The 9,208-nt window shown below is 74.5% G+C and carries 6 protein-coding genes; 4 read left to right on the top strand and 2 right to left on the bottom strand.

Features of this window, described 5'->3' with window-relative positions; all coding sequences use genetic code 11:
* Nucleotides 1-46 precede the first annotated feature (46 nt).
* Nucleotides 47-2,932 (bottom strand): fibronectin type III domain-containing protein, encoded by a 2,886-nt coding sequence (locus AC3ERT_RS36230; protein WP_435179391.1) that lies wholly within the window; start codon nt 2,930-2,932, stop codon nt 47-49.
* A 403-nt stretch (nt 2,933-3,335) separates the two neighbouring features.
* Here AC3ERT_RS36230 and AC3ERT_RS36225 point away from each other — a divergent pair, with 403 nt between their 5' ends.
* The 4 genes from AC3ERT_RS36225 (at nt 3,336) to AC3ERT_RS36210 (ending at nt 8,476) form a co-directional block, all read left to right on the top strand.
* Nucleotides 3,336-4,160: an alpha/beta hydrolase gene (locus tag AC3ERT_RS36225; RefSeq protein WP_435179389.1), complete on the top strand. Its 825-nt coding sequence runs from the start codon at nt 3,336-3,338 to the stop codon at nt 4,158-4,160.
* A gap of 113 nt (nt 4,161-4,273) precedes the next feature.
* The gene (locus AC3ERT_RS36220) at nt 4,274-5,716 is read left to right on the top strand and encodes a hypothetical protein (protein WP_435179387.1); all 1,443 of its coding nucleotides are present in this window, start codon (nt 4,274-4,276) and stop codon (nt 5,714-5,716) included.
* 130 nt (nt 5,717-5,846) lie between these two features.
* Nucleotides 5,847-7,151: an AAA family ATPase gene (locus tag AC3ERT_RS36215; RefSeq protein WP_435179385.1), complete on the top strand. Its 1,305-nt coding sequence runs from the start codon at nt 5,847-5,849 to the stop codon at nt 7,149-7,151.
* A gap of 113 nt (nt 7,152-7,264) precedes the next feature.
* Entirely contained in the window at nt 7,265-8,476 is a 1,212-nt protein-coding gene (locus AC3ERT_RS36210) for a vWA domain-containing protein (protein ID WP_435179393.1), read from the top strand.
* Nucleotides 8,477-8,874: 398 nt separating this feature from the next.
* Here the strand turns inward: AC3ERT_RS36210 and AC3ERT_RS36205 are convergent.
* A partial coding sequence (locus AC3ERT_RS36205; protein WP_435179383.1) for a Scr1 family TA system antitoxin-like transcriptional regulator occupies nt 8,875-9,208 on the bottom strand: 334 nt, incomplete at its 5' end.

Below are 9,208 nucleotides of genomic sequence, written 5' to 3'. Positions count from 1 at the left end.
GACGGCGCTGTGCCTGGGGTGGGCGCGCCGCCGTCGGTGGGTGGGGCTACTTGAAGGACTGGGCGGTCGCGAAGGGGGACTGGTTGCCGACCGCGTCCACGGCGTAGACGCGGTAGTAGGACGCGCCGGTCGGCGGCGTGTCGATCCGGAAGGAACCGGAGGTGCCGGTGGGCACCAGCGGGTCCGTGGTGAGCGGGACGTAGGGGCCGGTGAGGGTCGTGGACCGGGTGACGATGTAGCCGACGGTGTCCGAGCCGGGGGCGATGGCGTTGTCCCACGTCAACACGACGTAGCCGCCGGGCGAGTAGGTGACCGCCGACAGGTGGGCCGGCGCCGGCGGGGGCTGCTCGTCGACGCTCTGCCGGACGGTGGCCGGGAGCGACCGGGTGCCGTCCGCGTCCACCGCCACGACCGCGTAGTACCAGCTCGGAGCGGTGCGGCCGGTCGGGTCGGTGAAGGTGGTCGCGGTCACCGGCTGCGGGGTGAGCAGGTCGTCGGCGACCGCGACACCGACCGCGCCGCGCGAGCGGTAGACGAGGTATCCGGCCACGTCGGAGGACGTGCTCGCGGTCCAGTCCAGCCGGACGCCCGCGTCGGCCAGGGCGGAAGTCACCGCGGTGGCGGGGGCGGGCGCGGTCACGCCGTCCGGGTAGGGGGGGATCGCCTCGGCGGGGGCGGAGCGCGCGGACTCGTTGCCCGAGTAGTCCACGGCGGTGACCGCGTACAGGGCGGTCAGGCCGGGCGCGGCGCCGTCGTCGGTCCAGCTCTGCTGGTCCTTGCCCACCTCGGCCACCAGCGCGTAGCCGTCGCTGCTGTCCACCGACCGGTAGACCCGGTAGCCGGCCACGTCGACGGTCGGCGAGGCGGTCCAGGTGACGGAGACGTCCTGGCCCTGGACGGTCGCCCGGGCGGCGGTGGGGACGGCCGGCGGCACCGTGTCCAGCGCGGTGGTGAGGACCGGCGCGGAGGGCGTGCTGAGGTGCCCGCCCTCGTCCTCGGCCTGCACCTCGTAGCCGAGCTCGACGTGGAGCGGCGGCGACGGGTCCAGCCAGGAGGTGGTGCCGGCCGGCAGCGTGGCGATCTGGGCGAACCCCTGGTCCGCGGCGTTGCGGCGCAGCACCCGGTAGTCCTTCAGGTCGGACTCGGTGTTGGCCGACCAGGTGAGGGCGACGCCCGACGTGGTGGGTGTCGCGGTCAGCCCGGCGGGGGCGGCCGGCGGGGCGTCGGAGTCCCACTGGACGAACACCGTGGTGTCACTGCGGTTGCCCGCCGCGTCGAACGCGCTGATCACGTAGGCGTTGACGGAGGCGGCCTGCGCGGTGGTGTCCAGGTAGTGCGGGTACAGCGGCGAGTCGAGCGGGATCTGCTGGGACGTGCCGTCGTCGAGGTAGCGGCGCAGCTCGAACCGCGCGGTGTCCGTGTCGGTGGGCGCGTTCCAGTACACCAGGATCTGCGTCTTGGCGTAGTCGAGGGTGGCCTTGGCGCCGCTGGGCGCCGGCGGCGGCGTGGTGTCCGGCGGCACCGGGCGGGTGGCCGAGGTCTGCGCGGGCGCCGACTCGTGGACGTCGCCGTAGATGTCCGCCTTGCTCACCGCGGTGACGCGGTAGGAGGAGGCGCTGCCGACGGGTGCCTGGCTGTCCTGGTACTGCGAGCCGGTGATCGGCGCCGCGGTGAGCTTGGTGTACGTCCCGGCCGCGCCGGCGCGGTAGACGTTGTAGCCGTGGGTGCCGCTGCCGTCGGGGTTGTCGGCCCAGTCGAGGCTGATGCCGTCGGTGCTCGCGGTGGCCTTCAGCCCGGTGGGCACCGGCGGTGTGACGCTGCCGTCGTCGGGGCGGACAGCGCTGGCGGAGGCGGGCGTGGACTGGTTGCCGGCCTCGTCCAGGGCGATCACCCGGTAGTACGCCCGGATGCCGATCGGCGCCTTCGGGTCGTGGTACACGTTGGTGGTCACCGGCGTGGTGGTGAGCCGGGTCCAGGGGCCGGCGGAGGCCGTCGCCCGGTAGACGTGGTACCCGACGACGTCGCCGAAGCCGAGATCGTCCAGGCTGGGCGCCCAGGTCAGGACGTTCTCGTCCGCGTAGGCGTCCACGCCCAGGTCGGTCGCCGGCCGCGGCGGCGTGGTGTCGGCGGGGATGACGCTGACCGCGGACGAGGCGTGCGACTGGTTGCCGCTGCGGTCGACGCCGGTGACCTCGAAGTAGTACTTGGTGCCGTTGTGCAGCCCGCTTGCCGTGTAGGAGGTGGTGGTGCGCAGCGTGCTGCCGCTGATCCGGTGGGCGGTGTCCAGCGGGACCGGCAGGGAGGTGTTGCGGTAGACGCGGTAGCCGGCGAGGTCGGCCTCGACGTTGCGGGCCCAGCTCAGCGTCGCTTTGCTGTCGCCGCGGGTGGCCTTGACGGAGGTCGGCGCGGCGGGTGCGGTCCGGTCGCCGCTGGTGGCCGGGGTGAGCCCGACCTTCACGTTGGCCTTGCCGGTGGCGGCGCCGTAGTCGACCCGGACGGTGTGGGTGCCGGCGGGGACGGTGACCCGGACGGTCTTCGAGTGGGTCGAGGAGTAGTCGTGCCAGAGGTTGATGTACTCCTTGCTGTCGATCCAGACCCGCATCCCGTCCTGGCCCGCGATGGAGAGGTTGAACGGGCCGCCGCCGCCGAAGGCGCGCTTCATGGTCCAGCGGACGGAGAAGTTGTTGTTCGGCAGCGAGATGCCGGCGGGGTGGCCGCTGCCCCAGTTCTTGTTGATCGAGGTCTCGCAGAGCGACTTCTTCGGCGTGCCGCTGAACTTCAGGTTGGCGTAGTAGTCGCCCTTCCAGACCCCCGAGGCGCAGGTCACCGAGGCGACCGGCACGGCGGTGGGAGACGGCGCACCCTGGAGGGTGACGGCCAGCAGCGCGGCGGTGGCGGCCGCCGCGGGCCAGAGCAGTCTGTGTATGCCCATGTGGGCGAAAGTCCTTCCGTGGATGGGGCGTTGGCGGTCGGATTCTGGCAGGTATGACGATTCTGGGACGGTTCTATGGAGAAGTTGTGCACGATCTGAGACATGTCCCACTTCGCGGACGGTTCCCCTCCGGTTGCACGGCTGTTCGCCGCCTACTCGCCTACTCGCCTACTCGCCTACTCGCCTACCGCTCGGCGGTCGCGGAGGCCCTGGCCGGGAAAACCGGTGGAGCCGCACCAGCAGGCGCTGTTAGCTTGTGGCCGACCGTGACACCGCCCGGAGGAGGTGAGACCCGTGAACGCTGTAGCGACGTGGGTGCTCCCCCTTCCCGTCACGGCCGGCGGCTGACACAGGCGCCGCCGGGAGCGCCTCCCCACCAAGGCACTCCCGGAAAGGCACCACCATGCATACGTTGCACTTCACCGCAGAGACGTCCGAAGACGGCGTCACCCAGCGGGACTTCGTCCTGACCGGCGTCCCCGCCGGCCCCGGCACTCCTGGCGAGTCCGGTACCTCCGGCATCCCCGGCGTCCTGTGGTCGCCGGCCCCTGCCACCGGCCGCCCCGCCCCGCTGGTGCTGATCGGCCACGGCGGCGGCGCCCACAAGAAGCACCCGGCGATGCTGGGCCGGGCCCGGCTCCTCGTCACCGGCTGCGGCTACCACGTCGCCGTCATCGACGCGCCCGGCCACGGCGACCGGCCGCGCAGCGCGCAGGACCAGGAATCCGTCGCCGCGCTGCGCCGGGCACAGGCGGCGGGCGCGCCGGAGGCCCCGGTCGTCGTCCCGTACAACGCCCGCCTGGCGGTGCAGGCCGTACCCGAGTGGCAGGCGACCCTGGACGCCCTCCAGGAACTCCCGGAGATCGGCCCCGGCGGGCCGGTCGGGTACGTCGGCATCGGCCTCGGCACCGCGATCGGGATGCCGCTGGTGGCGGCCGAACCCCGCATCGCCGCCGCGGTCTTCAGCCCGCACTGGCCGGACGCCCTGATCGAGCACGCGCGGCGGATCACCGTCCCCGTCGAGTTCGGCATGCAGTGGGACAACGAGCGCATCTCGCGCGCGGGCAGCCTCGCGCTGTTCGACGCCTTCGCCTCGAAGGAGAAGTCGCTGCACGTCAACGCGGGTCGGCACCTCGAACTGCCCCGGTTCGAGATCGACAGCGCGGTGCGGTTCCTCGCCCGGCACCTCGGCGAGCCCGTCGGCGCGGCGGCTGCCGTGACGGCCTGACGCGGGCGGCGGGCCGGAGAGGCCTGACAGATGCGCGCGGCTGTGCCTATGATGCGCGGGATGAACACTTCCTCGTACGGATTGGGGGACTCGCTCGCTCAAGGTGACTGCTGATGGCAGCTCACTTCGCGAACGGGATTCCGCCCCGCCTGCTGATGTGGCAGCGCGTACGCGAGTACGCCGTGCCGCCGTCCATGATCGAGACCGCGACCGCACGGCGTGCGGCCGGTGACTGGGCCGGGGCCTGCGCCGCCGCCCGCGTCGATGTCGACCTCGATCTGTGCGCCGTGCGCCACCGCCACGGCACCGATGTCCTCGCCCGGCTCCGGGCCGACCTGCGCCGCCTCGCGCCGGACCTGCTGCGCTGGCACCTGCCCAGGACCGCCCCCGACGGCCGGCTGCGGCCGGACCTGACCATTCTCCTTGCCCGCTACGGCAGTTCGAGCTTCCCGCTGGACCTGGTGGTCCGCACCCCGCCGCCGTGGGCCGACGCCGGCCAGCGGGTGTCGCTGGCGCTGTGGGAGGGCCCGAGCGGCGCCGCCGTACGGCCCGCACTGCGGCAGCACCCCAGCCGGTACCGCTACGGGCACCCGTACCCGTACCCGTACCCGCATCCGCACCCGGACCGCCGGTTCCGGCTCGACCTGCACCGGCACCTGTGGGACGCCACCCGCAGCGGCGAACTCGCCCGGCGCAGCGGTGCCGACCGGCCGTACGACCCCGACTCGCCCTGGGCGGTACCGACCTGGGCCGATGAGGCGGAACTGCTGCTGCGCGCCGCGGGCCGCCCGCGCGGGCCCTTCACGGTACGGCTCGGCGCCCGCCGCCGGGCGGTGCTGGAACTCTTCGGCCCCGACGACAGCCATGCACCCCAATTCCGTGTGGTGACAGTTGAGTTGGCCGCCCACGAGATCGCCGCACTGCCGGTGCTGCCGGAAGCGGCGGCGCGGGTGCTGCCCGATCTGGAGCTGCTGCGGGCGGAGTTGGTGCCGGCCGGCGCACTGCATCCGCTGGTCGGCGCGGCGCTGGCACCGTACGTCCCGCACCCGGCGGTCGCCGGCGACGCCCCACCCGTCGCGTCACCCGGTGATCCGCACCGGGTGGAATGCCGGGGCGAGGTGCACCGGATCGCGCTGCGCGACGGTGTGCTGACGGCCGTCGACCACGACCCGGGCGAAGTACGCCGGGAGGAACTGCTGGTGGCGCTCGGCGGGCCCGCCCTGCCGTGCCTCCGCGCGATCGACGCGGCGCACCGCGACCCGGAGGCGCTGCCAGCCGTCCGCGAGCGGCTCGGCCACGGCGACGTCGCCGGTGCGCTGGCCGTGGTCGAGGGGCTGCTCGGGCCCGGTGCGGTGCTGCGGGACGGGCCGCTACGGGCGGAGTTGGCGCGGGCCGCGGCCCGCCGGGTCGACCACGGGCTCTTCCGCGCGGGCCTGGTGGCCGGGCATCCCGGAGCCGAGGGGGACCGGCGGCTCCGGCTCGACCGTACGGCTCCTCCCCTCCTGCGCAGCAAGCGGATGCGGCGCGACCGGCCCCGGATCGGCCAGTTCGGCTGATTCGGGCTGCCGCGACCGCCTCGTACGCCCAATCACACGTTTTCCGGCGCGCGTTGTGCGCCGCCCTGCTCACGTCCACGACCGCCGGGACGGGCCGACCCGTCCCCGTACACGACCTCAGGTGATGCCCATGACGTCCAGCACCCTCATGCCCGTTGCCGTACCCGTACCCGCGTCCGTACCCGGCGCGGCTGGCCACACCGACGCCCAACTCGACGTTGCCGAGCAGCTGTTGGGACTCCTGCGCACGACCACCACCGAGCCGCGGCCCGACGAGCAGCTGGAAGCGCTGATGCTGGCGGTCGCGGCCGACCTGCCGGTACTGCTGTGGGGCGAGCCCGGCATCGGGAAGACCGCGGCGCTGACGCAGCTCGCGGAGTGCCTCGACCTGCCGCTGACGACGGTGATCGCGAGTGTCCACGAGCCGTCCGACTTCGCGGGGCTGCCCATCGTGGGAGAGGACCCCGAGGCGCGCGGGGTCCCGATGGCGCCGCCGCGCTGGGCGGTCGACCTGGTGCGGGCCGGCCGGGGCCTGCTCTTCCTCGACGAACTGTCCACCGCCACCCCGGCCGTCCAGGCCGCCCTGCTGCGGGTCGTCCTGGAACGCCGGGTCGGCGCCCTCCGGCTGCCTCCGGGAGTGCGGATCGTGGCCGCCGCCAACCCGCGCGCGTCCGCCGCCGACGGCTGGGAGTTGAGCCCGCCGCTGGCCAACCGGTTCGTGCACCTGTACTGGGTGCACGACCGCGAGGTGGTGGTGCGCGGCCTCGGCGGCGTGTGGCCCCGGGCCGAGTTGCCCCGGCTGGCGCCCGAACGGCTGCCGGAAGCGGCGGAGTTCGCCCGCCGCGCGGTCTGCGGCTTCCTCCAGGCCCGGCCGACGCTGATCCACCGCCTGCCGAGCACCGAGACACGGCGCGGCGGCGCCTGGCCGTCGCCCCGCAGTTGGGAGGCCGCGCTGACGCTGCTCGCCTTCGGCACCGCCGCCGGGGTCTCCCGGGACGTGCTGGCGCTGCTGGTGCGCGGCGCGGTCGGCGACGGTCCCGGCCTCGAACTCCTCGCCCACCTGGACCGGATGGAACTGCCGGACCCCGAACTGCTGCTGGCCGACCCGCCGGGCGCCGACCTGCCCGAGCGGGGTGACCTGCGGCAGGCGGCCCTGGAGTCGGTGGTGGCCGCGGTCGGCGCGCGGCCGGAGCGGGCGCGGTGGGAGGCGGGTTGGGCGGTGCTGGCCCGGGCCCTGGAGACGGGCGCGCCCGACCTGCTGGTCGGCCCGGCGACGGCGCTGGCCGCGCTGCGCCACGACGACTGGGAGGTGCCCGAAGGGGTGGAGCGGCTGGCCGGGGTGGTCGGCCTCGCCCGCCGGGCGGACCGGTCGGTGCGGCGGCAGCGGGCGGAAGAGGCGAAGCGGGACGCCGGACCGGCGGGGGTGGGGTGGTGACGGGGGCTGGGAAGCGTACGGCGCTGGGGCCGGGGCCCAAGCCGACGCCCAAGCCGGGGCCGCGCCCGCATGCCGGCTCGGCGACGCGTTCGCGGCCCGCGCCCGGACCCGTACTGCCCCTGGACCGGGAGAAGTTGCTCGCCGCGCGGCTGCACGCGGTGCGGGTCCGCCCGTATCTGGCCGACGCGCTGTTCGCGCTGCACATCGTCGAGGACCGGTCGGTGCCCACGATGGCGGTGGACGCGCACTGGCGCTGCTACGTCTCGCCCGGCTTCGTCGCGCGCATGCCGGTGGAGGAGCTGGCGGGCGTGTGGGTGCACGAGGTCGCGCACCTGCTGCGCGACCACCACGTGCGCGGCGAGCGGTACGCGCACGAGCACGAGGCGTACGGCCCGGGGGAGCGGCTGCGGCAGAACATCGCCGCCGACTTCGAGATCAACGACGACATCTACGGCGACGGCCTGCCGCGGCCCGCGGGCGCCGCGGTGCCCGCGATGCTGGGGCTGAGCGACGGTCTGCTCATGGAGGAGTACCTCGGCCTGGCGTCGTTGTCGGGCGCCGCCGACCTGTCCTGGCTGGACTGCGGCAGCGGCGCCGACGGGTACGCGCGGCCGTGGGAGCTCGGGCCCGGCGGGGCGGACGGTCTGAGCCGGCAGCAGCGGGACGCGGTCCGCTTCCGGGTCGCCGAGGCGATCAGGGGACGGCCGGGCAGCGCGCCGCAGGGGTGGCGGCGCTGGGCGGAGCAGGCGTTCCACCCGCCCCAGCCCTGGCGGCAGTTGCTGGGGGCCGCGGTCCGCTCGGCCGTCAGCGTCCCCGGCACCGGTGGCGACCACACCTACCGCCGTCCGTCGCGGCGTTCGGCGAGCCTGCCGGGGGTGCTGCTGCCGAGCCTGCGCCGTACGCCGCCGCGGGTCTGCGTCGTCATCGACACCTCCGCTTCGGTCAGCGACGCCGAACTGGGCAGCGCGCTGCTGGAGGTGGCGGCGATCGTGCGGGCGGTGGGCGGGCGGCGGGACCTGGTGTCGGTGATCTCCTGTGACGCCGCCGCGCGGGTCGCGGTACCGATCTGCCGGGCGGAGGGCATCGAGCTGGTCGGCGGTGGCGGGACCGACCTGCGGGCGGGGTTCGCGCGGGCGCTGCGGACGGCGCCGCGGCCGGACGCGATCGTCGTCTTCACCGACGCGCAGACGCCGTGGCCGGCCGAAGCGCCGTCCTGCCGCACCGTGGTGGGCCTTTTCCCGCGGCCGCCGCGGGCCGACGACGAGGAGGACCCCGGGTACGTTCCGGCGCCGCCGGAGTGGGCCCGGGTCGTCACAATCGGGTGAGCGGCGGCCGTGCTGGGTGGGGCGGGTACCTTCCGCCGGCTCTTCCTGCTGAGGCCGGTTGTGGGGCGCGGGGGCTGCGGCGGCGGGGTTCGGGACTGCATATTTACGGCGCGCTCAGGTTGCCTCGCCAGGGCGCCCCCTTCCCCGCGCCACAAATATACGAACGTCCCGAACCCCGCCGCCTCCGCCCCCGCTCACGTCTCGCGGGCGGGCCCCTCGTCCGCCGGTCGCGGGGTTCGGGTGGTGGGCGGTCCAGTCTTCGCGGGCGGTGGTCAGGGCGGGGAGGACGGTGGCCTCGAAGTAGTCGGCCCGGGTGCGGATTTGGGTGGCGATGTGGGTGAGGTCGGTGGTGGTCGTCCAGGTGGGGGGTGTGGTCTGTGTCGCCGGGGTGGTGGGGTTCATGTGGTGCGGAGGGTGTGGAGGTGTTCGATGGTCTGGGCGGGGGTGAGGGCGAGGTCGCGGAGTTGGTCGTACTGGCGGGTGAGTTCCTCGATGTCGTCGGGGTCGTCGGTGGTGTGGTCGGTGAGGGTGCCGTGTGCGTAGGCGAGGGGGTTGCGGGCGCGGAAGGTGAGGAGGTGGAGGGGGCCGCGTAGGTCGTGGGGGCCTGCGTGGAGGGGGAGGAGTTGGAGGGTGATGTTGGGGGTCTGGGCGGTGGTGATGAGGTGGTCGAGTTGGCCGTCCCAGGTGGCGGGGTTGCGGGCGGCGCGGTGGAGGACCAACTCGTCGAGGACA

It is taken from the genome of Actinacidiphila sp. bgisy145 (genome assembly GCF_057708125.1).
The sequence above is the reverse complement of the archived record's forward strand: the minus strand, read 5'-3'. Positions and strand labels throughout refer to the sequence as shown.

What these genes read in the sequence shown, in the direction of transcription:
- AC3ERT_RS36230 (WP_435179391.1), bottom strand. Translation starts at nt 2,932, where the DNA reads ATGGGCATACACAGACTGCTCTGGCCCGCGGCGGCCGCCACCGCCGCG.
- AC3ERT_RS36225 (WP_435179389.1), top strand. Translation starts at nt 3,336, where the DNA reads ATGCATACGTTGCACTTCACCGCAGAGACGTCCGAAGACGGCGTCACC.
- AC3ERT_RS36215 (WP_435179385.1), top strand. Translation starts at nt 5,847, where the DNA reads ATGACGTCCAGCACCCTCATGCCCGTTGCCGTACCCGTACCCGCGTCC.
- AC3ERT_RS36220 (WP_435179387.1), top strand. Translation starts at nt 4,274, where the DNA reads ATGGCAGCTCACTTCGCGAACGGGATTCCGCCCCGCCTGCTGATGTGG.